The sequence below is a fragment of the Bordetella genomosp. 13 genome (assembly GCF_007679965.1).
Lineage (GTDB): Bacteria > Pseudomonadota > Gammaproteobacteria > Burkholderiales > Burkholderiaceae_B > Bordetella.
This window is the reverse complement of sequence record NZ_VEHL01000004.1, coordinates 366,918-388,345: the sequence shown is the minus strand read 5'-3', so window position 1 is coordinate 388,345 and position 21,428 is coordinate 366,918. Positions and strand designations below refer to the sequence as shown.

The 21,428-nt window shown below is 68.1% G+C and carries 21 protein-coding genes; 5 read left to right on the top strand and 16 right to left on the bottom strand.

The window, feature by feature from the left end; all coding sequences use genetic code 11:
* Window positions 1–2: 2 nt before the first annotated feature.
* Together FS845_RS12980 and FS845_RS12975 are read right to left on the bottom strand one after the other, a co-directional pair.
* The gene (locus tag FS845_RS12980; protein WP_144635546.1) at window positions 3–587 is read right to left on the bottom strand and encodes an IMPACT family protein; all 585 of its coding nucleotides are present in this window, start codon (window positions 585–587) and stop codon (window positions 3–5) included.
* A gap of 134 nt (window positions 588–721) precedes the next feature.
* A complete protein-coding gene (locus tag FS845_RS12975; RefSeq protein ID WP_260986276.1) occupies window positions 722–1,513 on the bottom strand; it encodes a transporter substrate-binding domain-containing protein in 792 nt (263 codons plus the stop codon).
* Between FS845_RS12975 and FS845_RS26825 the strand changes: the two genes are divergently transcribed.
* Complete coding sequence (locus FS845_RS26825; RefSeq protein WP_260986278.1) at window positions 1,512–1,730, top strand: hypothetical protein; 219 nt, start codon at window positions 1,512–1,514, stop codon at window positions 1,728–1,730. The genes FS845_RS12975 and FS845_RS26825 overlap by 2 nt on opposite strands.
* On the opposite strand, the gene FS845_RS12970 is transcribed toward FS845_RS26825, so the two are convergent.
* The 4 genes from FS845_RS12970 to FS845_RS12955 all read right to left on the bottom strand — a co-directional run bounded on the left by FS845_RS12970 (window position 1,718) and on the right by FS845_RS12955 (window position 6,227).
* Entirely contained in the window at window positions 1,718–2,491 is a 774-nt protein-coding gene (locus tag FS845_RS12970) for an ABC transporter permease (RefSeq protein WP_144635540.1), read from the bottom strand. The genes FS845_RS26825 and FS845_RS12970 overlap by 13 nt on opposite strands.
* Window positions 2,488–3,486, bottom strand: a complete 999-nt coding sequence (locus FS845_RS12965; RefSeq protein WP_144635537.1) for an ABC transporter substrate-binding protein — start codon at window positions 3,484–3,486, stop codon at window positions 2,488–2,490. The genes FS845_RS12970 and FS845_RS12965 overlap by 4 nt, the downstream gene beginning before the upstream one ends.
* Window positions 3,487–3,582: 96 nt before the next feature.
* On the bottom strand, window positions 3,583–4,380 hold the full coding sequence (locus tag FS845_RS12960; RefSeq protein WP_144635534.1) for an ABC transporter ATP-binding protein: 798 nt from the start codon (window positions 4,378–4,380) through the stop codon (window positions 3,583–3,585).
* A 242-nt stretch (window positions 4,381–4,622) separates the two neighbouring features.
* Window positions 4,623–6,227, bottom strand: coding sequence for an ABC-F family ATPase (locus FS845_RS12955; RefSeq protein WP_144635531.1), 1,605 nt, complete (start codon window positions 6,225–6,227; stop codon window positions 4,623–4,625).
* A 694-nt stretch (window positions 6,228–6,921) separates the two neighbouring features.
* On the opposite strand from FS845_RS12955, the gene FS845_RS12950 reads away from it, so the two are divergent.
* The 4 genes from FS845_RS12950 (at window position 6,922) to FS845_RS12935 (ending at window position 11,633) form a co-directional block, all read left to right on the top strand.
* Entirely contained in the window at window positions 6,922–8,046 is a 1,125-nt protein-coding gene (locus FS845_RS12950) for a TRAP transporter substrate-binding protein (protein ID WP_144635528.1), read from the top strand.
* 154 nt (window positions 8,047–8,200) lie between these two features.
* A complete protein-coding gene (locus tag FS845_RS12945; protein ID WP_144635525.1) occupies window positions 8,201–8,824 on the top strand; it encodes a TRAP transporter small permease subunit in 624 nt (207 codons plus the stop codon).
* A complete protein-coding gene (locus FS845_RS12940) occupies window positions 8,821–10,815 on the top strand; it encodes a TRAP transporter large permease subunit (RefSeq protein ID WP_144635521.1) in 1,995 nt (664 codons plus the stop codon). The genes FS845_RS12945 and FS845_RS12940 overlap by 4 nt, the downstream gene beginning before the upstream one ends.
* Window positions 10,816–10,844: 29 nt before the next feature.
* Entirely contained in the window at window positions 10,845–11,633 is a 789-nt protein-coding gene (locus tag FS845_RS12935; protein WP_144635518.1) for an enoyl-CoA hydratase/isomerase family protein, read from the top strand.
* A gap of 77 nt (window positions 11,634–11,710) precedes the next feature.
* On the opposite strand, the gene FS845_RS12930 is transcribed toward FS845_RS12935, so the two are convergent.
* The 10 genes from FS845_RS12930 to FS845_RS12885 form a co-directional block, all read right to left on the bottom strand.
* Entirely contained in the window at window positions 11,711–12,853 is a 1,143-nt protein-coding gene (locus FS845_RS12930) for an LD-carboxypeptidase (RefSeq protein ID WP_144635515.1), read from the bottom strand.
* Window positions 12,850–13,368, bottom strand: coding sequence for a tRNA adenosine(34) deaminase TadA (gene tadA / locus FS845_RS12925; protein ID WP_144635512.1), 519 nt, complete (start codon window positions 13,366–13,368; stop codon window positions 12,850–12,852). The genes FS845_RS12930 and tadA overlap by 4 nt, the downstream gene beginning before the upstream one ends.
* Window positions 13,369–13,378: 10 nt before the next feature.
* On the bottom strand, window positions 13,379–14,227 hold the full coding sequence (locus FS845_RS12920) for an HAD family hydrolase (protein WP_144635509.1): 849 nt from the start codon (window positions 14,225–14,227) through the stop codon (window positions 13,379–13,381).
* 225 nt (window positions 14,228–14,452) lie between these two features.
* Window positions 14,453–15,043: a hypothetical protein gene (locus FS845_RS12915; protein ID WP_409929290.1), complete on the bottom strand. Its 591-nt coding sequence runs from the start codon at window positions 15,041–15,043 to the stop codon at window positions 14,453–14,455.
* 221 nt (window positions 15,044–15,264) lie between these two features.
* Window positions 15,265–15,615 carry a monovalent cation/H(+) antiporter subunit G gene (gene mnhG / locus FS845_RS12910; RefSeq protein WP_144635506.1) on the bottom strand — a complete coding sequence of 117 codons (351 nt, stop codon included), beginning with the start codon at window positions 15,613–15,615 and terminating at the stop codon, window positions 15,265–15,267.
* A complete protein-coding gene (locus FS845_RS12905; RefSeq protein WP_144635503.1) occupies window positions 15,612–15,893 on the bottom strand; it encodes a K+/H+ antiporter subunit F in 282 nt (93 codons plus the stop codon). The genes mnhG and FS845_RS12905 overlap by 4 nt, the downstream gene beginning before the upstream one ends.
* On the bottom strand, window positions 15,890–16,369 hold the full coding sequence (locus FS845_RS12900) for a Na+/H+ antiporter subunit E (RefSeq protein WP_144635500.1): 480 nt from the start codon (window positions 16,367–16,369) through the stop codon (window positions 15,890–15,892). Before FS845_RS12900 ends, FS845_RS12905 begins: the two co-directional genes overlap by 4 nt.
* Window positions 16,369–18,006, bottom strand: a complete 1,638-nt coding sequence (locus tag FS845_RS12895) for a monovalent cation/H+ antiporter subunit D (protein WP_144635497.1) — start codon at window positions 18,004–18,006, stop codon at window positions 16,369–16,371. Before FS845_RS12895 ends, FS845_RS12900 begins: the two co-directional genes overlap by 1 nt.
* Entirely contained in the window at window positions 18,006–18,350 is a 345-nt protein-coding gene (locus FS845_RS12890; RefSeq protein ID WP_144635494.1) for a Na+/H+ antiporter subunit C, read from the bottom strand. The genes FS845_RS12895 and FS845_RS12890 overlap by 1 nt, the downstream gene beginning before the upstream one ends.
* A gap of 61 nt (window positions 18,351–18,411) precedes the next feature.
* A complete protein-coding gene (locus FS845_RS12885; RefSeq protein WP_144635491.1) occupies window positions 18,412–21,339 on the bottom strand; it encodes a monovalent cation/H+ antiporter subunit A in 2,928 nt (975 codons plus the stop codon).
* Between the last annotated feature and the right edge of the window lie 89 nt (window positions 21,340–21,428).

Genomic DNA, 21,428 nt, shown 5'->3' with positions numbered 1-21,428 from the left:
GTTCACTGCGCGATGCGCCACGCGCCCCTGCCGCGCGTGACGTTCGCCACCACCTGCTCGGTCTCGGCCACGGCGGCGCGCGGCACCTGCAGCGTCAGTTCCGCGCCGCGCTCGTCGAAGCTTTCCGCGACGATTCCGACGCCCGCCTGTGCCAGCTTGGCGCGCACCAGCGGCAGTTCGGCGAAATCGCAACGGCACCGCGCGGCCACCGTCTCGATCAGTTCGACGCGCGCGCCCAGGCGCAGGCAGTTCGACGCGCAGCCGCCATACGCGCGCGCCAATCCCCCGGCCCCCAGTTTGATGCCGCCGAACCAGCGCACCACCAGCACCGCCACGCGATCCAGGCCCTGGCCGTCGATGGCCTGCAGGATGGGACGGCCCGCCGTGCCGCCGGGCTCGCCGTCGTCATTGCTGCGGTATTCGTTGCCGATGCGATAGGCCCAGCAGTTATGCGTGGCCGTGGGATCCCCATGGCGCGCATAGAGCGCCATGGCCTCGCCAACCGTCGATACGGGTCCGGCATAGGCCAGGAAGCGGCTTTTCTTGATGTCTTCTTCGTGCGTGCAAAGGGCGGCCAGCGTGTGCATGCCAGGGATTGTAAGCGTGGCGAAGGAGGCGGTCGGGCCGCGCGCCTGCAAGGCCCGCGCGGCATGCGTGCTCGTGCGATGCCTGCTGCCGGCGGCGCGCTGCAGGCTTGCACGCCGGGCGTAGCGAACACGCCTCAGCCGTGGCAGTCCGGGACTTCCTGGTCCAGGTAGACATCGAAGGCCACGTCGCGCGCCCACTTGTCGGCCATCGCCTTCCAGGCGCCGTTGCGGCGCCAGTCGCGCATGGCGTCGGCCAGCAGTTCCGCCTGCCCACCCTGCGGTGCCACCAGCCAGACGCGTTCGGCGCGCGGACCGTCCGGCGCCAGCGTGGAGGAGAACTTCTTCCATTCGGGATAGCGCATCAGCGGCGCCCATACGGCGTCGTCGATCACGGCCACGTCGCACTCCCCTTCGCGGGTCGCGACCAGGGCATCCGACGGCACACGGTAGGTGCGCACCGTGGCGCCCCAATGCCGGGCCAGCTCCTGCGCCTGCACGGCCGCGGCGGCCATGCATACGCTATGGCCTTTCACGTCCTGCCAGCGGCGCATCGTGGTGTCGCCTCGGATGACGGCCTGCGGCCGAGTCACGTAGCCCGTGGGCACGCGCGCCATGCCGGGCGCCTGCGCCCCGGCGGCCGACTGCCCCTCGACCTGGCTGGCCAGCACCGCGTCGATCTCGCCCGAAGCCAGCAATGACGCCGCCTTGCCGACATCGACCTGGCGCAGCGTCACGGGCAGGCCCAGCATCTGTCCCAGGCGCTCGGCGATGGGGGCATCCACACCGTCGGGCGTGCGGATCTTGGCACCGGCCGCAGGCGGCGGCGCCAGGTAGGGCACGCCGACGATCAGCGATCCTCTGGCCCGTGCGTGCGGGAACGGTGCGGTGGCGAACGCTGGGCTGTACGCTGCCGCCGCAGATGCGATGGCCGCCGATGAGGCCGTTTCCGAAGACGTCGATACGGAGGACGCCGGTACGGATGCCCCCGACGCGGCCGCATCGGCTTCGGGCGCCAGCGGCGCGCTCGCGCCGCCCGCCAGCAAGACGGCCAGCAGCAGCGCGGCCGCGCCGCTCGTCAGCCGGGCGCGTCCCGTACGCATCGATATCAGCCGCAGCATGGTCGTCCGGCCTCAGACGTACTGATACCGCAGCAGGCGATGCTTGAGCTTCTCGAGCACGAGCTGGTCGATGAGCGCCGCGAGCACCGCGATGACCAGGATGTTGGCCATCACGCCGGTCATGTCGGCGATCTCGCCCGAATAGGCCAGCGAACGCCCCAGTCCCTTGCCGAAGCCGATCAGCATCTCGGCCGAGATGAGCGCGCGCCAGGCATTGCCGAACGCCAGTTGCGCGCCGGTGATCAGTTCGGGCATCACGGCCGGCAGGTACACGCGCTTGACCAGATCCCACGGCGTGGCGCCCATGACGCGCGCCGCGCTCACATGCACGCGCTGCACGGACTCCGTCGCGTTCATCACGCTGAGCGCGGCCGGGAAGAATGCCGACAGCGCCACCACGATGATGATGGGCGTGTTGCCGAAGCCCATCACGATGAGGAACAGCGGCACCCAGGCGATGGAAGGAATCGCCTGAAGGATGACGATGGCGCTGCGCAGCACTTCGCGGAAGAAGACCAGCAATGCGGCCACCAGGCCGAAGCCCACGCCCGCGGCCAGTGCCAGGCCATATCCCAGCCCCAGGCGGCTGAGCGTGCCCGACAGGCTCTGGTGGAAGTTGTCCTTGCCCAGTTCCTCGGCCAGGCGACCCAGCACCGTGGGCACGCCCGGCATCAGGAAATCGGGCAGCGACCAGGCCGCGACCTGCCACAGCAGGAAGATGAAGGCCACGCCCAGTACCCCGGCGAGGTACTTGCGCAGCCCGGTGACGCGGGACGAAGTGCTCAAAGCTTGCGAGCCTCTTGCCAGGACAGGTCGACGATGCTGGTGACGTCGTACGGCTTGCCGTCGCGGGTCTTCAGCGCGCCCTGGGCCTGCAGGATGTCAGCGATTTCCTGCATGCGGGCCGTGTCCTTGTCCGTCAGCTTGGGCGTGAACACCTGGGTGCTGATGGCTTCGCTGATGACGATGTCGCGGGGCAGTTCGCCGCGCTTCAGGGTCTTCAGCGTGGGCTCGGCGATGAAATAGGACGAGATCAGCCTGGCGGCGTCGTTTGGCTGCTTCTGCAGCAGGTTGGTGGCGTGCAGTTGGGCGTCCAGCGCCTTCCACACATCGTCCTTGCGCTTGGCCAGGGTCTCGCCCGAGGTGATCACGACCATGCAGGGAAACGGCCACGACTGGCCCACTTCGTAGATCTGCTTGACCGGCGCGACCAGTTGCGCGATGCGGTCGTAGGGTTCGAACAAGAAGGCGGCGTCGACGCGTTTGCCGACCAGCGACTGCACGGCCACGGCGGGGCTCACGCCCATGATGTTGACGTCGTCGGCCGACAGGTTGCCCTGCTTCAGCACCACCCCCTTGAACACCACGTCGGCGGTGCTGCCTTCGCTTTGCGAGGCCAGGGTCTTGCCTTTCAGGCCGGCGATGTCGCTGACGTTGGCGTCGTCGCGCACCACCAGCGAGTGATAGCCCTGCTGCGCGCCGCCCACGACCTTCAGGTCGGCGCCCTTCGATGCCCACGCCACGGCGTTGGTGAAGCCCAGCACGCCGATGTCCATCTGGCCGCCGACGATGGCCTTGATCAGGTCGGTGCCCGACTTGAACTCGACCAGCTCGGTGTCCAGGCCAGCCTTCTTGTAGTAGCCGCCTTCCTGGGCCACGATCGCCTGGGCGTCGTCCATGACGCGCAGGTAGCCCACGCGGAACTTCTCGGCGGCCATGGCCGGCGCGGCGGCCAGCAGCGCGGCCGCCAGCGGCAGGGTAAGCCAGTGCTTGATCTTCATGATGGGGATTCCTCGGTGATGGGGACGTGCGCGCCCGCGACGGCGCGACAGGGGCGTTATGAACGGGGCGATGGAGAAACGGGGTCGCGTGCGACCTCAGGCGGTCAGCGTTGCCGCGCGGGGCGTGGCAACGCCCTGGCCGGGCTGCTCGTGGCCGTGGCTGTCGACGGCGATGCCCAGCAGGCGCAGGATCTCGCGCTTCTCGTCGGCCAGGTCGGACAGGTCGTGCGACTTGGCGCGGTGCGCCAGGTTGAACTCGCGCAGCACCCGCGCCGGACGCGGGCTGAACACCACGATGCGGTCGGCCAGGAACAGGGCCTCGTCCACGTCGTGGGTCACCAGCAGCACGGTGGGCTTCTCCTGCTCGATGAGCTGGCGCAGCACGTCCTGCAGGCTCAGGCGCGTCAGCGCATCCAGCGCGCCGAAGGGCTCGTCCATCAGCATGGTCTGCGGCCTGGCGATGAACGCGCGAGCCAGGGCGGCACGCTGGCGCATGCCGCCGGACACCTGATGGGGATAGTAGTTCTCGAAGCCGCCCAGGCCGACACGCTCGAGCCAGGCCACGGCCTGCTTGCGGGCATCCGCCTTGGGCACGCGCTGAAATTCCAGCGCCAGCGAGACGTTGTCGCGCAGCGTCAGCCAGGGATACAGCGCATGTTCCTGGAACACCAGGGTACGGCTGGGATGCGGCCCCTGCACGGGCTTGCCGTCGGCCAGCACACTGCCCTGCGAAGCCTTTTCCAGGCCGGCCGCCAGATGCAGCAGCGTGGACTTGCCGCAGCCGGACGGACCGACCAGCGCGACCAGTTCACCGGTCTTGAATTCGCTGGAGAAGCCGTCCACCACTTGCAGCGAGCCGAAGCGCTTGTGGACGTGGTCGAAAGTCAGGTTCATGAGGCAGGCCAGGTCGAGACAAATTTGGTCACAAGGGACTGTACCCACAGGACATATGAGTGAAAACTATATTTCCATAATTTATTAATAACTTTTGGAAATATGTAATCGAGCCGGATCTGCGCCGGTGACTGAGCAGATCCGAACCCAGTCCAAGCGGCCGCATACGGCGCGGCTGCGAAGACGCCCGAGTCAGGGCCAGGCCCGGGGCGTGTCCTGGCGGCACCCCGGGCAGCGCGGAATCAATCCACGCCGCGCGACGCCAGGTACTCGTCGTACGTGCCGCGGTAATCGACGATCTCGCCGTCGGGCATGATCTCGATCACGCGCGTGGCCAGGCCCGACACGAATTCGCGGTCGTGCGACACGAAGAACAGCGTGCCCTTGTACTGCTCGAGCGCGAACTGCAGCGACTCGATCGATTCCATGTCCAGGTGGTTGGTCGGCTCGTCCAGCAGCATCACGTTGTGCCGGCCCAGCATCAGGCGGCCGAAGGTCATGCGGTTCTTTTCGCCGCCCGACAGCACCTTGGGCGCCTTGGGCAGGTCGTCGCCGGAGAAAAGCAGGCGGCCCAGCGCCGAGCGGATGGCCTGGTCGTCGTCGCCGGGCTGGCGATGGTCGGTCATCCAGTCGAACAGGTTGATGTCGGTCTGCTGGAACTGGTCGGACACGTCCTGCGCCATGTAGCCCAGGTCGGCGTTCTCGGACCACTTCACCGTGCCGCCGCTGGGCTCCAGGTCGCGGGCCAGCAGGCGCAGCAGCGTGGTCTTGCCGACGCCGTTGGCGCCGATGATGGCGATCTTCTCGCCCGCCTCGACCATGGCCGAGAAGCTCTTGATGACGGGCGCCGTGTCGTACGACTTGGATAGGTTCTCGACCGTGACCGCAAGGCGGTGCATGGGCTTGGCCTGCTCGAAGCGGATGTAGGGGTTCTGGCGCGACGAGGGCTTGACCTCGACCTGCTCGGCCTTGATGCGGTCGATCTGCTTCAGGCGCGAGGTGGCCTGGCGGGCCTTGGACTTGTTGGCCGAGAAGCGGCGCACGAAGTCCTGCAGTTCCGCCACGCGTTCCTTGGCCTTGGCGTTGTTGGCGTTCAGGCGCTCGCGCGCCTGCGTCGACGCCAGCATGTAGTCGTCGTAGTTGCCTGGATAGACGCGCAGTTCGCGGAAGTCCAGGTCGGCCATGTGGGTGCAGACCTGGTTCAGGAAGTGGCGATCGTGGCTGATGATGATCATCGTGCTCTGGTAGCCGTTGAGCACGTCTTCCAGCCACCGGATCGTGTTGATGTCCAGGTTGTTGGTGGGCTCGTCCAGCAGCAGCACGTCGGGGTTGGAGAACAGCGCCTGCGCCAGCAGCACGCGCAGCTTCCAGCCCGGCGCGATCTCGCGCATGGGCAGGTTGTGCTGGTCGACGGCGATTTCCAGGCCCAGCAGCAGCTCGCCGGCGCGCGCCTCGGCGGTATAGCCGTCGTACTCGGCGAACTTGGCCTCGAGGTCGGCCGCGCGCATGTAGTCGTCCTCGGTGGCCTCGGGATTGGCGTAGATGGCGTCGCGCTCGGACATGGCGGCCCACATCTCGGTGTGGCCCATCATCACGACGTCCAGCACGCGCACGTCTTCGTAGGCGAACTGGTCCTGGCGCAGCTTGCCCAGGCGCACGCCGGGCTCGAGCGACACGTTGCCGCTGCTGGACTCGAGATCGCCGCCGATGATCTTCATGAAGGTCGACTTGCCCGAGCCATTGGCCCCGATCAGCCCGTACCGGTTGCCCTCGCCGAATTTGACGCTGACGTTCTCGAAAAGGGGCTTGGGACCGAACTGGATGGTGAGGTTGGCAGTGGAGATCACGGTGGCTGGGGGCTCTTTGTACGATGCGCGGCCCGCGGGGTGCGGATATGCATGCGGATGCGTCTGCACATCGCGGCGGGCGGCTGGGGGAAACCCATGAGTTTACCAAGGCGGCGTTTCGATTGCCTGCCTGGTGTTTTTTGCGTTGGCTTCGGGTTGTCTTTGGACCGGAGAGTGTCTCGTCGTTGGGGATTTGAGTTCTTGCGCGCCTGGGGCAGGACTGCGTACTCCCGTCCTCGCGCTTTCGCGCTGCGGGCGGAAGTCCTCCGTCATGCCCCAGGCTCAAGCGTCGTCAATCCCCGAGAACGCTTCACCCTCCGGATTACGCGGCTGCGAGCCGGCGAGGTCCCGGAGAAGTCGCGCCCGCAGCGCGACAGCGCGAGGACGGGACTTCGCAGGGACCTCGCCTGCGCCACAAGAGCGAAATCCGACGCATGAAGAGACCTCAAACAACGCCCCTCGCCCATCAGCCATTCGTCCCGCCCCCGGGTTATCACTGGTCATCAGCTTATTGTCAGAATCCTTTCAGACAGCTTTAATCTCGAAGCGGCTTGCCATTGCTTTCCTGCATCGGAACACAAATACGAACGACCGAGCCGCCCAGGACGTCCGCAGCCCGTCCGGCAGAGACAGAAAACACACCTCGCAGTAACAACGAGCTGGTCCATGTAGTCCATCCAGGAGACAACGAACCATGCAACACGTTACGCAGTCCCGCCGCAAATTCATCTCTGGCGCCACCGCCGTCGCGGGCACCGCGGCGCTGGGATTTCCCGCCATCGTCAGCGCCCAGACGCCCGTCAGCCTGCGCTTCCAGAGCACCTGGCCGGCCACCGACATCTTCCACGAGTTCGCCGTCGACTACGCCAAGAAGGTCAACGACATGGCGGGCGGCCAGTTAAAGATCGAGGTGCTGCCGGCTGGCGCCGTGGTCAAGGCCTTCGACCTGCTGGATGCCGTGTCGGCCGGCACGCTGGACGGCGGCCACGGGGTGGTGGCCTATTGGTATGGCAAGAACACCGCGGTGGCGCTGTGGGGTTCGGGTCCCTCGTATGGCATGGACGCCAACATGCTGCTGGCCTGGCACGAGTACGGCGGCGGCAAGGAGCTGCTGCAGGAGATCCAGAAGGCCATGGGCGTGAACGTGGTGTCGCTGATGTACGGCCCCATGCCCACCCAGCCGTTCGGCTGGTTCAAGAAGCCCGTCACCAAGGTCGAGGACGTCAAGGGCCTGAAGTTCCGCACCGTCGGCCTGGCCATCGACATGTATACCGCCATGGGCGCGGCCGTGAACGCCCTGCCCGGCGGCGAGATCGTGCCCGCGCTGGACCGCGGCCTGCTGGACGGCGCCGAGTTCAACAACGCCTCGTCGGACCTGTCGCTGGGCTTCGCGGACGTGTCCAAGGTGTGCATGCTGCAGAGCTTCCACCAGAGCGCGGAGCAGTTCGAGGTGATGTTCAACAAGGCCAAGTACGACGCCCTGCCCGAGCACCTGCGCCACCTGCTGCGCTATGCCGCGCAGGCCAGCAGCGCCGACATGTCCTGGAAGGCGGCGCACCGCTATTCGCAAGACTACGTCAAGCTGCAGAAGGACCACAGCGTCAAGTTCTACAAGACGCCCGACGCCATCCTGCAGACGCAGCTGAAGATCTGGGACGACATGATCGCCAAGCGCGCGGCCGAGAATCCGCTGTTCAAGAAGGTGCTGGATTCGCAGCGCGCCTTCGCCGAGCGCATCGGCCGCTGGCACGGCGACACCACCGTCAACTACCGGATGGCCTACAACCACTACTTCGCGCGCAGCAGCAAGCCCGCGTAAGTCCCGGGCCTCGCCCCCCGCGCCGCAGCCGCTTCGTGCCGGCCGCGGCCGGCATGGCGCGGCGCCGCCCCACCGCTGACATCCGCCCTGGTCCGCACCGGCCGCACGCCGCCTGCCGCGCCCGGGCCTCCACGCGTCTACACCGGGACGTCCGATGATCCGATTCATACGCTCCATAGACCGCATCTCGACCTGGGTCGGACAGGCTTTCGCCTGGCTGATCGTGGTGCTGACCGTGCACGTCTGCTGGGAGGTGGCCGCGCGCTACCTGCTGAACCAGCCCAGCGCCTGGGCCTTCGACATGCAGATGATGTACTACGGCATCCTGTTCATGATGGCCGGGGCCTATACACTGGCCAAGAGCGGCCACGTACGCGGCGACATCCTGTACGGCTTTCTGCCGGCGCGCGTGCAGGCCTCGCTGGACCTCGTCCTGTACATCGCTTTCTTCATCCCCGGCGTGGTGGCCCTGGTATGGGCGGGCTGGTACTACGCCGGCTATTCCATCGCGATCCGCGAGCACTCCTCGCTGATGGCCAACGGACCGCCCATCTATCCCTTCAAGGCCTTCATCCCCGCGGCCGGCGCCGTGCTGCTGCTGCAGGGCGTGGCCGAGATCCTGCGCTGCGTGCTCTGCCTGCAACGCGGCGCCTGGCCCTCGCGCGAAGAGGACGTCGAGGAAGTCGACGTCGACAAGCTCAAGGAAATGGTGAACGTGAAAGACGAAGACATCGCCAGGCTGGACCGCTACGTCACCGAAGGGGAGCAGACCCGATGAAGATCAACAAGGCTTTGTGGTTCGGCCTGTCCTGCATCGGGCTGGTGCTGCTGATGATCGCGTTCCTCACGCCGTGGGGCAGCCTGCAGACCGGACACATCGGCCTGCTGATGCTGGCGCTGATCGTGGTGGCCATCATGCTGGGCTTCCCGACCGCCTTCACGCTGATGGGCATGGGCGTGCTGTTCACCTTCTTCGCCTATTTCATGCAAAGCGGCGACGGGGGACGCTCGCTGGGCCAGACGCTGGACCTGATGGTGCAGCGGACCTATGCCACCATGACCAACGACTCGCTGATCTCGATCCCGCTGTTCGTGTTCATGGGCTACCTGGTCGAGCGCGCCAACCTGATCGAAAAGCTGTTCCGCTCGATGCACCTGGCGCTGGCGCGCGTGCCGGGCGCGCTGGCCGTGGCCACGCTGGCCACCTGCGCCATCTTCGCCACCGCCACCGGCATCGTCGGCGCGGTGGTCACGCTGATGGGCCTGCTGGCCATGCCCGCCATGATGAAGGCCGGCTACAGCGTGCGGCTGACGGCGGGCGCCATCACGGCCGGTGGCTGCCTGGGCATCCTGCTGCCGCCGTCGGTGATGCTGATCGTCTACGGCGCCACCACCGGCACCTCCGTCGTCCAGCTTTATGCCGGGGCGCTGTTCCCAGGCATCATGCTGGCCGGGCTGTACATGCTGTACGTCATCATCGTCGCGAAGCTGCGGCCCGACATGGCGCCGCCCCTGCCCGAGAACGAACGCCACGTTCCCCTGCCCCCCGCGACCGCCGCGCTGGCGCAGGGCAACCACCGCCATGCGGTGCCGGGCATGCTGTCCGCGCTGTTCGGCGGCCGGCGCCCGGGCGGCGTCGCTTCCGGCTACGTGCTGCGCAACCTGCTGGTCGCCATGCTGCCGGTGCTGGTCGTCGTGCTGCTGATAGGCGTGGTGCATCGCGGCGTCACCAAGCCCGCGGAGACCTACGAAATCCCGGCGGAATTGCAGCTGGGATCCAGCCAGTTCGACTCGGGCCTGGCGGAGCCGCCCATGGAAGGCGGACTGGCCGAGCCGCCGGTGGAAGGCGGCTTGCAGGAACCGCCGGCCGAAGGCGGCTCGGGGCTGTCCGAACCGCCGGGTACGACGCAGGCGGGCGGTGGCCTGTCCGAACCGCCCGGCGCGGCGCCCCCGCAGGCCACGCAGCCGCCCGGCGCCGCGCCTGCCGCCGGCGATCCCGCCGTCCCCGAACGCCGCTCCGCCCCGCAGGGTTTCTGGATCTTCCTGGGCGTCTGCGTCGCCATCCTGGCCGCGTTCTACGGCCTGCTGACCTGGGCGCGCCTGGAGATCTTCAAGATGCTGCTGGGCTCGTTCTTCCCGCTGGCGGTGATGATCGCCGCCGTGCTGGGATCGATCGCGTTCGGCCTGGCCACGCCCAGCGAGGCCGCCGCCATGGGCGCGATGGGGGGCGCGCTGCTCGCGTTGGCATACCGGCGCCTGACGCTGCCCGTGCTGCGGGAGTCCGTGTTCCTGACGGCCAAGACCAGCGCGATGGTGTGCTGGCTGTTCGTGGGCTCGTCGATCTTCTCGGCGGCCTTCGCGCTGCTGGGCGGGCAGAGCCTGATCGAGCAATGGGTGCTGTCGCTGGGCCTCACGCCGATCCAGTTCCTGCTGCTGGCGCAGGTCATCATCTTCCTGCTGGGCTGGCCGCTGGAGTGGACCGAGATCATCGTCATCTTCATGCCGATCTTCGTGCCGCTGCTCAATGCCTTCGGCATCGACCCGCTGTTCTTCGGCCTGCTGGTGGCGCTGAACTTGCAGACGGCCTTCCTGTCGCCGCCGGTGGCCATGTCGGCCTTCTACCTGAAGGGCGTGTCGCCGCCGCACGTCACGCTGAACCAGATCTTCCTGGGCATGATGCCCTTCATGGGCATCCAGGTCGTGGCGATCTTCCTGCTGTACATGTTCCCCGGCATCGGCCTGTGGCTGCCGACAGTGCTATACCGGTGATACATGGACTGAGACAGGAGACGAACGACATGCTGCAAACGCTGGAAGTGGCCTACGGCCCGCAGACCGCCGTGGTCTGGATGAACCGCCCGGACCAGCGCAATGCGCTGGATCCGCGCATGATCGCCGAGCTGACCGAGGTGTTCGGCGGACTGGCGGGCGACGACGAGGTGCGCGCTATCGTGCTGGCCGGCCGCGGCAAGGCCTTCTGCGCCGGTGCCGACCTGAACCACATGCGCGCCAGCGCGGCGGCGCCCGCGTCCGACAACCGCGCGGATGCCCTGGCGCTGACCACGCTGCTGCAGCTTATCTACACCTGCCCCAAGCCTACCATCGCGCGCGTGCACGGCCATTGCCTGGCGGGCGGCGTGGGCCTGGCCGCGGCGTGCGACATCGCGGTGGCGGCGCACGAGGCGCGTTTCGGCCTGTCGGAAACGCGCCTGGGCCTGATCCCCGCCATGATCTCGCCCTACGTGCTGCGCGCCATCGGCGCGCGCGCGGCGGGCCGTTGGTTCCTGACCGGGGAACAGTTCGACGCCGCCGAAGCTTGGCGGCTGGGACTGGTGCACGAGCTGGCGCCGGCCGACGAAGTGGATATGCGCATCAACGAATTGCTGGGCGCGTTCATGATGACCTCGCCCGAGGCCGTGGCCGATTGCAAGGCGCTGGTGCGAGACGTGGCGGGTGCGCCGATCGATCAGGCGTTGATGGAAGAGACGGCCGATCGCCTGGCCGCGCGGCGCGCCAGCGCGGATGCCCTGGAGGGGATGGCGTCGTTCCTGGAGAAGCGCAAGCCGGCATGGGTGCCGGCTTCATAAGCCTCGCGCGCCGCCGCCAACCGATCGGCCGGCGCGGCGGCTGGCGGATCGAACCGCCAGCCCGCGCACGCGGTACGTCAGTGCACGTGCTCGTCGATCACCAGGTGCGCCATGCCGCGCTCGGTGGCGATGCCCACCTTCTGGCCCACCGGCAGCGTGGCCTTGGTCGGGATGTGGCCGTACGGCAGCCCCGTCACGACGGGCACCTTCACCGTGCGGCGCAGCCACTTGACCACTTCAGGCATGTCGAAGCCGGCATCGTGAGGCGCCAGGCGGTAGTTGGAGAAATGCCCCAGTACGATGGCCTTCTGCCTGTCCAGCACGCCGGCCTGCGCGAGTTGCGCGAGCATGCGCTCGACGCGGTAGGGATGCTCGCCCACGTCTTCCAGGAACAGGATGCCGCGGGTCTTGGGCAGGTACGGCGTGCCGAGCAGCGAGCACAGCACTGCCAGGTTGCCGCCCCACAGGATGCCGCGGGCATCGACGGGATCGGCGTCGCGCGTCTCGAAGCTGAGGATCTCCAGCTCGCCGCGCATGATCTCGCCGAACAGCAGCGGCGTCAGCTCGTCGGGCTCGGCGACGCCGAAGTCGGCCACGGCGGTCGCGCCGCTGTAGCTGACGGCGCCCGTCTGCGCCAGCAGGGCCAGGTTGAAGGCGGTGAAATCGCTGAAGCCCACGAAGCGCTTGCCGCTGTCGGCCATGGCCTTCCAGTCGATGGACGGCAGCAGGCGCGACAGGCCGTAGCCGCCACGCGTGACCATGACGATGGGATGCTTCTGCGCGATGGCGCGGTCCAGGCCGGCCAGGCGCTGCTTGTCGGTGCCGGCGAAGCGCTGGTGCGTGAGCAGCGCGGCGCGGTCGACGCGGGTCTGGAAGCCGTCTGCGGCCAGGCGTTCGCAGGCGCGCTCGACGCTGGCCGGGTCCTGCACGGCCGACGACGGCGAGATCAGGTAGATGCCGCCGGCTTCGGGCATGGCATGGGCGTGGCCGTGATCGTGATCGTGCCCGCAGGCCTCGCCGCATTCGTGGCCATGTTCGCCGTGGGCGTGATCGTGTTCATGGTCGCCGGGCGCATGATTGCGGGCATGGGCATGTTCGCCGTGTGCGTGATGCTGGACCTGTGCCTGATCGGCATTCCGGGCAGGCGCCGCGGCGGCCTTGCCGCGCGTCTTCGCGGCGCGCGGCGCCTTGGCCGTCTTGCCGTCGTGGGTGTTGCTCATTCGTTGGGTTCCTTGCGGCGGCGTTCCCGGAAGAAGCCGCGCAGTATGCTGCCGCAGGGATCGGCCAGCACGTTGCCATGGATATGGGTCTGGTGGTTCAGCTGGGCGACCGCGCCGACGTCCAGCACGCTGCCACAGGCGCCCGTCTTGGGGTCGGGCGCGCCGTAGACGATGCGCGTCAGGCGCGCATGCAACATGGCGCCCACGCACATCACACAGGGCTCCAGCGTGACGTACAGGCTGAAGCCTGGCAGCCGGTAGTTGCCCTGGCGCGCGGCCGCCTGGCGCAACGCGACGATCTCGGCATGCGCCGTGGGATCGCTGTCGGTGATGGTGCGGTTGTACCCCGCGCCGACGACGTTGCCCGCGGCGTCCACCACCACGGCGCCCACCGGCACCTCGCCGGCGCCGGCGGCCAGCATGGCCTGCTCCAGCGCCAGGTTCATCATGCGTTCGTCGACCTCGGCCTGGACTTGCACGGGGTCTTCGAGGGTCGTGCCGGTGCTTGCAGTCATTACGCTCTCCTCAGCCACGATAGACACGCGATTTCAGGGCGATGCGGCCAGCCAGACTGGTGACGGCTTCCTCCAGCCATTGGTACAGCTCGGCATTCTCGTCGAAACGAGCCTGGTTCAGGTTGGACACGCGGCCATCCTCGATGAAGCCCCAGGCCCGGCTGCGCTTGTCCTTGTGCTTGGGATCCCACACGCCGAAGGCGATACCGCCGCCGCGGCGCACCAGCGAGAAGCACGGGATGTCGGTGTAGCCGTCGCCCACGAACACCATCTGGTCGAACGGCACGCGCAGCCTGTCTTCCGGCACCTTGCGGTTCACCTCGAAGGGCTTGCCGCGGTACTCGCGGCCGATGATGCCCTTCTGGATGTGGAACAGGTAGCGCGTCTTGTCGGTGTAGCTGACGATGCGGCGCGGGAACGTGATGCCGCCGTCTTCGCCATAGGCGAACTCGGATGCCCAGATCTCGGTGAATTCCTTCGCGATGGGCGTGTGGCGGACGACGTCGCCGATGCCGCTGGAGATGAGGTAGAACTCGAGCTGCACCTTGGGATGATCGGCCCGCACCGCGTCGCGCAGGCGCTGGAACAGCGTGGTGACGCCGTCGTGCAGCGGCACGTTGGCGCCCCACTGGCCGAGGCGTTCCTTCGTGATGAGGCCATGTTGGCCGCTACGCGACAGCTCGATCATGCGGTAGAGGTAGGCGGGAACCGGATCCCAGTCCTGCTGCAGCAGCAGCGGATCGACGGAATCCTTCCAGAAGGCCTTGGTGTCGACGCCGATGCTGTCCAGAAAGCCCGTGGTGCTGTCCGGGGCCAGCGTATCGTCGAAATCGAAAATCAGTGCGATGACGTCGGACATGGCAAGGGCGTGTTCTGAGAGACAGCCGACATTTTGCCTGATTGCCGTGACCTCACCAAAATTGGTAACGGTTTTAGCGCGTGGACACGCGCAGCGGGACTGCCGGGTCACGGGACGGAGGGACATGCAGGGCATGCGCCTTGCGTCGACCTGAACTCACAATGAAAAAGCCGGGCAACGCGTGCCCGGCTTTTGGCGCAACGGTCTGGCTGGACCGCGCGGCGATCAGCGAACGGGCGGCGGCGCGTAGCCCGGGGCGGGCGCGGCCGGGGCGTAGCCCGGAGCCGGTGCAGGCGCATAGCCCGAGGCGGGCGCCGAGCCCGGGGCCGGCGGAGGCGGCGGGGGCGCGTAGCCCTGGCCACCCGCGGGCGGGGGCGCATAACCCGGCGCGGGGGCAGCGGGCGTGGCGCCCGGCGTGCCGGCCGGCACCTGGATCACGGTCTCGCGCAGCACGCCGCCGCCTGCGACGCTGCCCAGCACACGCGTGGGCGACTGCATCTGCGTCATGCAGTCCTGCTGCTGCGACGTGGGCAGCGCGGCGCAGCGCTGCATGGCATTTTGGTCGTAGCGGCCCTGCTGCTTGTCGTCCAGGCGGTTGCGGCGCGATTCCTGCAGCGCGGCGCCTGCCTCTTGCAGGCAGGTACGGCGATCCTGGTTCGTCTGGCCGGCGTTGCAGCGCTGGACATCCATCTTGTATTGCTCTTGGGCCGATTTGTCGGCCGATTTCTGGGCCATGGACACGGCCGGCAGCATGGCCGCGCCAAGCGCCAGGGCGCCGCACAGGGTGGTCAAACGCGAAATAGCGGAAGTCTGCATGGATCCCTCCTGAATAACCGTCGGCGGGACAGGATGTCCGCCGCAATACTCACCCGACATACGGTACGGGATTGCGGCGATGAGGTCCCCTGAAAATGTAACAAGCCCCGCTAAACCGTAAATAGGGGACGCTATTCCATAAAGACAAGGCGCGACGGATGAGATATCCGTCGCGCCTTGGGATTGCCGTGGGTGCGCCAGCCTGGCCTGCCGGCCGAAACCTATTTCCCCTCCGCCTTCTTCGCCGCCTCGGCCTCGATGTCCTCGCGGCGCCGCGTGCGGTAGACGGACGCGCGCATCAGCAGCATGGCCGTCACCGGCGAGGTCAGCAGCAGCAGCAGCGCGATGACGATCTCGTGGAACACGAAGCGGCCTGACTGCGCGGAAAACACCAGGGCGGAGGCCAGCAGCATGCACATCGCGCCCAGCGTCGAGCCCAGCGTGGGCGCATGGATGCGCGTGACGAAGGTGCGAAAGCGCACCAGGCCGGACGAGCCCGTCAGGGCCAGCAGGCCCGACAGCACCAGCAGGACGGAGGCCGGTATGGAGGCCCAGAGCGGGATGTCGTTCATGGCTCGATCACCTCGCCGCGCAGCAGGAACTTGGCCATGGCGGTGGAACCGACGAAGCCGAACAGGCCTATCAGCAGCGCCACGTCGAAGTACACCTCGGCGCCGGAGCGCACGCCCAGGGCCAGCATGGCCAGCATGCCGTTGATGTAGAAGGCGTCCAGCGCCAGCACGCGGTCTTGCGCCGTGGGCCCGCGCAGCATGCGGAACGCGGCGAAGCCCATGCCCGCCACGAAGCACAGCAGCGCGAACCAGGCGGCCCAGAAAAGCATCGTGTTCATTCGAAGACCTCCATCAGGGTGCGCTCGTAGCGCTGCTGGATCAGCTCCACCCACTCCTCTTCGTTCTGCAGGTCGAGCACGTGCAGCGTCACGCTCTGGCCGCGCTTGAGGTCGACCACCACGGTGCCCGGCGTGTAGGTCAGGCAGCAGACCAGCACGGCCAGCCCGTGCGGGTCGCGCAGGCGCAGCGGCACGGTGATGAAACCCGGCGTCAGTTCGCGGCCCGGACGCCAGATCAGCTTGGCGACGGCGATGTTGGACTTGACGATCTCCAGCACCATGCGCGCGCTGAGCGGCGCCAGGCGCCACAGGCGCCGCGGGCGGCTGCCCAGCGGGCGCAGCCGCAGCGAGGCCCACGCCAGCCAGATGGCCAGGCCAGCGCCCAGCACGACCTGCCCGGCCGACAGCGACTGGTTCAGCACCAGCCACAGCACCAGCAGGAACAGCGGAAGGATGAAGAGTTGGTCGCGGCGCATCAGTGGCCTCCCCCGCCCAGCGCACGCACCGGCAACTGCGCCAGCACGGCCTCGATGTAGGCCGACGGCTGGTCCAGCGACTGCGCAGCGGCATCCAGGTAGGCCGACACCGGCCCGGCGCCCGCCGACAGGGCCACGCACAGCAGGATCAACACGGCCACCGGGCCCGCCTCGCTCCAGCGCAGCCGCGGCGTAGTGCGGTCGTCGGCGCTCCAGAAAATGCGGATGCCCACGCGGCCGAAGGTGACGATGCCCGCCAGCCCGGAGACCAGCACGCCCGCCACGAGAATCCACGCGTCCATGTGACGCACCTGATCGTTGGCCGCCGACACCGCGGCCGACAGCAGCGACAGCTTCGCCACGAAGCCCGACAGCGGAGGCAGGCCCGTGACCAGCAGCGCGCACGAAACGAAGCCCAGGCCCAGGAACGCCATGGCAGCCGGAATGGCGCGGCCCACCACGTCGTCGGAGCGGTTCTCGGACAGTGGATCGTCCAGGTGGAACGCGTCCATGGTGACCGCCAGCACGTTGGCGCCGAACGCCTGCGTGCGTTCGATCAGCTCGGCCAGCATGAACAGCGCGGCCGTGGCCAGCACCGAGCTGATGAGGTAGAACAGCGCCGGCCCCGTCAGCGTGACGCCCGGCATGCCGAGCGCAGTCAGCAGCGTGCCGGCCGACACGATCACGCAATAGCCGGCCAGCTGGTTCATCTGCTGCGTGGCCAGGATGCCGATGGCGCCGAACAGCAGCGTGGCCAGGCCCGCGGCATACATCCAGTCGAGGCTGAACGCGGCGGGCGCTCCCGTGGGCAGCAGCAGCGAACCGATGCGCAGCAGCGCATAGATGCCGATCTTGGTCATGATGCAGAACACCGCCCCGACCGGCGCACCGGCGGCGGAATAGCCGCGCACCAGCCAGAAGTTCAGGGGCCACGCGCCGGCCTTGACCAGAAAGGCCACGCCCAGGACCGCCGCGCCGGCCTCGAACAGATGGCGGTCGCCGCCCGTCAGCGCGCCCGCGCGCAAAGCCAGGTCGGCCAGGTTCAACGTGCCCGTGACGCCATAGATGAGAGCGATGCTGATCAGCAGCAGGAACGAGGCCACCAGGTTGACGGCGATGTAGTGCAGCCCCGCCCCCACCCGCGCCATGCCCGAGCCGTGCAGCAGCAAGCCGTAGGACGCGGCCAGCAGCACCTCGAAGAACACGAACAGGTTGAACAGGTCGCCCGTCAGGAAGGCGCCGTTCAGGCCCATCAGCAGGAACTGGAACAGCGGGTGGAAGTGCACGCCCGAGCGTTCCCAGCGCGGCAGCGAGTAGACCAGCGCGGCCAGGCCCAGCACGGCGGTCAGCGCCAGCATGACGGCCGCCAGCCGGTCGACGACCAGCACGATGCCGAACGGCGCCGGCCAGTCGCCCAGCAGGTAGACGCCGATGCCGGTGGGCCACGGGCCCTGCCCCAGGCTGTCGCCCGCCAGCGCCAGCAACGCGATGGCGCTGGCCAGCTGCAGCAGCACGGCGCCCACGCCGATCGCCCCGCGCAGGGCGCGCTGCGCGTCGGGAATCAACATCATGGCCGCCCCCGCCAGCAGCGGGATGGCGATGGGCAGAATGGGAAGATGCGTCAACAGCAGGGACATCAAGATCGCGGCTCCCGTCCATCGACGTGGTCGGTGCCCGTCAGTCCGCGCGAGGCCAGCAGCACCACCAGGAACAGCGCGGTGGTGGCGAAGCCGATGACGATGGCGGTCAGCACCAGGGCCTGCGGCATGGGGTCGGCCAGGGTGGCCGGATCGACGGGCACGGCCGGGTCGACCACCGGCGGGCGGCCGACGGTCAGGCGGCCCATGCCGAAGATGAAGAGGTTGACCGCGTAGGACAGCAGGGACAGGCCCATGATGACCTGGAAGGTGCGCGGACGCAGCACCAGCCACACCCCCGAACCCGCCAGCACGCCGATCGCGATTGCGTAGATTACTTCCATGTCGGCTCCGCCGGATCGTTGCGGGAGGCCCCGTCGAAGGGCCGTGAACGCGAGAAGGGTTTCATGCCTGGCCCCCCTCGGTCGCGGGTTGCGCCGTGGCCTGGGCCTCGGCCGCCGCCCTGCGCTGCGCGCGCAGCGATTGGTGGGCCAGCGCCACCAGCACCAGCACCGTGGCGCCCACCACCAGCATGTACACACCCAGGTCGAACAGCAGCACGGTCGAGATGTGCACCTTGCCGATCACCGGCAGCGGCAGGTCCGCCGCCAGCGCCGACATGAACGGTCGGCCGGCCAGCCATGCCATCAGCGCGGCGCTGCCGGCGGCCAGCAGGCCCAGGCCCAGCCAGTACTGCGGATTGAGGCGGCTGCGCGACTCGACCCAGTGCACGCCGCCCACCATGTATTGCAGGATGACCGAGGTGGCCATGATGAGGCCGCCCACGAAACCGCCGCCGGGCTGGTTGTGGCCGCGCAGCAGCAGGTACACCGACACCAGCGCCGCGATGGGCAGCACCAGGCGCGCCAGCACGGCGGGCACCATCATGAAGCCGTCGGGAATGGGACGCCGCAGGTCGGTCAGCTTCTCGGCCGCGCGGCCGTCCTGGTCGTACTGCTGGCGCGGCACGGCCACGCTCTCGGGCGCGGGGCGGAAGCGGCGCAGCAGCGCGTACACCGTCAGGGCGACGATGCCCAGCACGGTGATCTCGCCCAGCGTGTCGAAGCCGCGGAAGTCCACCAGGATGACGTTGACCACGTTGGTGCCGCCCCCTTCGGGCAGCGCGTTGCGCACGAAGAAGGCCGAGATGGTGTCGCCGATGGGACGGGTCAGCATGGCGTAGGTCAGCGCGGCCATGCCCGTGCCGGCCAGCACGGCCAGCGCCAGGTCGCGTACGCGTCGCAGGCGGGCGCGGCCGCCCTTGCCGCCCTCGGCGCCCATGTCTTCCACCCGGCGCGGCAGCCAGCGCAGGCCCAGCAGCAGCAGCACCGCCGTGGCGACCTCGACGGCCAGCTGCGTCAGCGCCAGGTCGGGAGCCGAGAACCAGACGAACGTGAGACAGACCGCAAGCCCGGCGGCGCCGGCCAGCGTCAGCGAGGCCAGGCGGTGGTATTTGGCCTGGTAGGCCGCACCCAACGCGCACGTGCCGCCCACCACCCACAGGGCCAGGAAGGCCGGATCGGGCATCGACGGCGCCATGCCGCCGGCCAGCCATCCGCCGGCATGCAGCGGCAGCCAGGCCACCAGCAGCGTGCCCAGCACGATCAGCAGCATCTGCACCTGCAGGCGCGTCGACGACACATGGCGCAACAGCCAGCTGGAACCCAGGCTGGCGGCCTCGAGCAGGAATTCGAAGGTGCGCAGGCCGTCCAAACGGTAGATGAACGGCACGCGGCCCGGATGGCGGCGCTGGTGCGCGCGCAGCACCAGATACAGCACGATGCCGACGCCCAGCGCCAGCAGGCTCATGATCAGCGGCAGGTTGAAGCCGTGCCACACGGCCAGGTCGTACTCGGGCATGGCGTCGCCCAGCACGCTGCGCGCGGCCAGTTCCAGGAACGGTCCCACCGTAAAGGCCGGCAGCACGCCGACCACCAGGCAGGTGCACACCAGCAGCGCGCTGGGCAGCAGCATCCAGTACGGCGGCTCGTGCGGCGCGCGCGGCAGGTCTTCCGACGGCGCCGGGCCGAAGAACACCTGCACGATGAAGCGCAGAGAATACGCCACGCTGAAGGCGCCGGCCAGCGTGGCCAGCGCCGGCAGCCCGATCTGCACCGCCCAGTCGCCGCTGACGAAGGTGGTCTCGGCGAAGAACATCTCTTTCGAGATGAAGCCGTTGAGCAGCGGCACGCCCGCCATCGACGCCGCCGCCACCATGGCCAGGATGGCCGTGATGGGCATGGCGCGGTACAGGCCGCTGAGCCGCGTGACGTCGCGCGTGCCGGTTTCATGGTCGACGATGCCGGCCGCCATGAACAGCGAGGCCTTGAAAGTGGCATGGTTGACCATGTGGAAGATCGCCGCCACCAGGCCCAACGAGCTGTTCAGTCCCAGCAGCAGCGTGATGAGCCCGAGATGGCTGATGGTTGAATACGCCAGCACGCCCTTCATGTCGCGCTGGAAGATGGCGGCATACGCACCCAGCACCAGCGAGCACAGCCCCGCCCCGCCGATGATCCAGAACCATTCCTCGGTGCCGGCCAGCACGGGCCAGAAGCGCGCCAGCAGGAACACGCCGGCCTTCACCATGGTGGCCGAGTGCAGGAAGGCAGACACCGGCGTGGGCGCGGCCATGGCGTTGGGCAGCCAGAACTGGAACGGGAACTGCGCGCTCTTGGTCAGCGCGCCCAGCGCGATCAGGCCCAGCACGGCCGGATACCAGGGATCGGCGCGCACCTGCGGGCCCGATTGCAGCACCACGTCCAGGTCGTAGCTGCCGGCGATGTAGCCCAGGATGAGCACGCCGGCCAGCAGGCAGAGGCCGCCCGCCGCCGTCACGGTCAGGGACATGCGCGCCCCGCGCCGCGCATCCTGGCGGTGATGCCAGTAGGCGATCAGCATGAAGGACGCCAGGCTGGTCATTTCCCAGAAGAGCACCAGCTGGATGAGATTGCCGGACAGCACCAGGCCCAGCATGGCGGCCATGAAGGCCAGGAAGAACGAGAAGAACCGCGGAACGGGGTCCTTCGGCGACATGTAGTAGCGGGCGTACAGCACGACGAGTGTGCCCATCGCCGCCACGATGAATGTGAACAGCCACGCAAAGCCATCCATGCGCAGGGTGAAATGCAGCCCCAGCGCGGGGGCCCACGGCAGATCCAGGCGTATGACCTCGCCGGCCGCGATCTGCGGATACAGCAAGGCGGTGATGACGGCGCAACCGAAAGCCACTATGCCGGCCAGCCAGGATTCCGCGTTGCGGGCGTTGGCGGGCAGCATAGCGGCACACAGGCTGCCGGCGAATGGCAACACGAGGATCAGGGCTAAAAGCATGGGACTCCGGCGGTATCACCCGGAAAATATCAGATTATTGTCAGCTATGCATGGATGTCGGCGAATACGCCCCGTTTCGTGCGTGATGA

Excerpts from the sequence above, each read along its gene's own strand:
- FS845_RS12980 (WP_144635546.1), bottom strand. The coding sequence starts at position 587 with ATGCACACGCTGGCCGCCCTTTGCACGCACGAAGAAGACATCAAGAAA.
- FS845_RS26825 (WP_260986278.1), top strand. The coding sequence starts at position 1,512 with ATGGCCGCCGATGAGGCCGTTTCCGAAGACGTCGATACGGAGGACGCC.
- FS845_RS12965 (WP_144635537.1), bottom strand. The coding sequence starts at position 3,486 with ATGAAGATCAAGCACTGGCTTACCCTGCCGCTGGCGGCCGCGCTGCTG.
- FS845_RS12960 (WP_144635534.1), bottom strand. The coding sequence starts at position 4,380 with ATGAACCTGACTTTCGACCACGTCCACAAGCGCTTCGGCTCGCTGCAA.
- FS845_RS12950 (WP_144635528.1), top strand. The coding sequence starts at position 6,922 with ATGCAACACGTTACGCAGTCCCGCCGCAAATTCATCTCTGGCGCCACC.
- FS845_RS12945 (WP_144635525.1), top strand. The coding sequence starts at position 8,201 with ATGATCCGATTCATACGCTCCATAGACCGCATCTCGACCTGGGTCGGA.
- FS845_RS12940 (WP_144635521.1), top strand. The coding sequence starts at position 8,821 with ATGAAGATCAACAAGGCTTTGTGGTTCGGCCTGTCCTGCATCGGGCTG.
- FS845_RS12935 (WP_144635518.1), top strand. The coding sequence starts at position 10,845 with ATGCTGCAAACGCTGGAAGTGGCCTACGGCCCGCAGACCGCCGTGGTC.
- FS845_RS12930 (WP_144635515.1), bottom strand. The coding sequence starts at position 12,853 with ATGAGCAACACCCACGACGGCAAGACGGCCAAGGCGCCGCGCGCCGCG.
- tadA (WP_144635512.1), bottom strand. The coding sequence starts at position 13,368 with ATGACTGCAAGCACCGGCACGACCCTCGAAGACCCCGTGCAAGTCCAG.
- FS845_RS12920 (WP_144635509.1), bottom strand. The coding sequence starts at position 14,227 with ATGTCCGACGTCATCGCACTGATTTTCGATTTCGACGATACGCTGGCC.
- FS845_RS12915 (WP_409929290.1), bottom strand. The coding sequence starts at position 15,043 with ATGCAGACTTCCGCTATTTCGCGTTTGACCACCCTGTGCGGCGCCCTG.
- mnhG (WP_144635506.1), bottom strand. The coding sequence starts at position 15,615 with ATGAACGACATCCCGCTCTGGGCCTCCATACCGGCCTCCGTCCTGCTG.
- FS845_RS12905 (WP_144635503.1), bottom strand. The coding sequence starts at position 15,893 with ATGAACACGATGCTTTTCTGGGCCGCCTGGTTCGCGCTGCTGTGCTTC.
- FS845_RS12900 (WP_144635500.1), bottom strand. The coding sequence starts at position 16,369 with ATGCGCCGCGACCAACTCTTCATCCTTCCGCTGTTCCTGCTGGTGCTG.
- FS845_RS12895 (WP_144635497.1), bottom strand. The coding sequence starts at position 18,006 with ATGTCCCTGCTGTTGACGCATCTTCCCATTCTGCCCATCGCCATCCCG.
- FS845_RS12890 (WP_144635494.1), bottom strand. The coding sequence starts at position 18,350 with ATGGAAGTAATCTACGCAATCGCGATCGGCGTGCTGGCGGGTTCGGGG.
- FS845_RS12885 (WP_144635491.1), bottom strand. The coding sequence starts at position 21,339 with ATGCTTTTAGCCCTGATCCTCGTGTTGCCATTCGCCGGCAGCCTGTGT.